Annotated in this window: 1 protein-coding gene; it reads left to right on the top strand. The window is 61.0% G+C overall.

Going from position 1 to position 1,268, the window contains the following annotated elements; all coding sequences use genetic code 11:
- The first annotated feature begins 154 nt into the window (after positions 1–154).
- Positions 155–1,111 (top strand): alpha/beta hydrolase, encoded by a 957-nt coding sequence (locus QMX98_RS34660; RefSeq protein WP_282412083.1) that lies wholly within the window; start codon positions 155–157, stop codon positions 1,109–1,111.
- Positions 1,112–1,268: the final 157 nt, after the last annotated feature.

Here is a 1,268-nt window from a genome sequence, read left to right as displayed (position 1 = left end):
CCCGCTGGACTGCGCAGCAGTCCCCTTCTTTTTAGGAATAAGGGGGCCGCTTCGCAGCCCAGCGGGAGCAAGCTCCCTCGCCACAGGGTTCTCGTTGATCAGAATATTTTGTATTGCTCGATTATTGATCTATTGGTGTAGAAGGATTCGTCCCATGGCCGTATTGCCAGAACTTGAAGCATTTCTCGAACTCGCCGAGTTGGGCCGGATGACCGGCAAGAGTCGCGCGATGCATGAACAGACTCCGCAACAGGCACGGATCGATTTTGAAGCCTCCTCGGGGTTTCTCGATGTGCCGCTGGACAGCGTGGCCTGCGAGGACTTCACCATTGCCGCGCGGGATGGCCACAGTCTGTCGGCAAGGGTGTATCGCGATGGGCAAGCGGTCGACGGCTTGCAGCCGGTGTTGCTGTATTTTCATGGTGGCGGCTATGTGGTCGGCAGCCTCGATTCCCATGATGCGCTGTGCCGGCGACTGGCCTCGCAAGGCGGGTTTGCGTTGTTGACCGTGGATTACCGACTGGCGCCGCAATGGCGTTTCCCGACGCCGGTGCAGGACGCTTGCGATGCGGGCAACTGGCTGGTGCGAGAGGGCGCTGCGCGTGGGCTGGATGCGAACCGGGTGGCGCTGGTCGGTGACAGCGTGGGTGCAACCTTGGCCACGGTGTTGTCGATCATGGCAGTGCGTGAACCAGAGGAACTGGCATTGAAACCCAGGGCCCAGGTGTTGCTGTATCCGGTGACGGATGCGACGACGAAACGCGCCTCGCACCGGGATTTTGCCGAGGGCTATTTGCTGGAGACGCCGACGCTGGACTGGTTCTACGCGCATTACGGGCGCACGCCGGACGACCTGGCGGATTGGCGTTGCTCGCCGTTGCTGGCGGCGGATTTATCAGGCGTGGCACCGACGCTGGTGTACTTGGCCGGGCACGATCCGCTGCATGATGAAGGGCTGGCGTATGCCGAGCGGTTGCGTGCGGCGGGGAATGAAGTGACATTGCTGGAACAGCCGGGGATGACCCATGACTTCATGCGCATGGCCGGGTTGCTGGGGGAAGTGGAAGGGATTCACTCGGAAGTGGCGGGGTGGGTGCGTTCGCGGATCTGAATTGCCATGAAAAAAACCGCCATGCCTGGATCAGGGGTGGCGGTTTTTTTTTGTCCGGTTCAGGGGATTTCTGGTGGGGCGACAATTGCCTTCGCGGGCAAGCCTCGCTCCTACAGGTTGGCGTCGAGTTGTGGCATGGTGCCAACCTGTAGGAGCG

It is taken from the genome of Pseudomonas sp. PS02303 (genome assembly GCF_029959925.1).
Lineage (GTDB): Bacteria > Pseudomonadota > Gammaproteobacteria > Pseudomonadales > Pseudomonadaceae > Aquipseudomonas > Aquipseudomonas mandelii.
This window is presented reverse-complemented; position numbering and strand designations above follow the sequence as displayed.

Coding starts and splice junctions, on each gene's coding strand:
- QMX98_RS34660 (WP_282412083.1), top strand. CDS start 155: ATGGCCGTATTGCCAGAACTTGAAGCATTTCTCGAACTCGCCGAGTTG.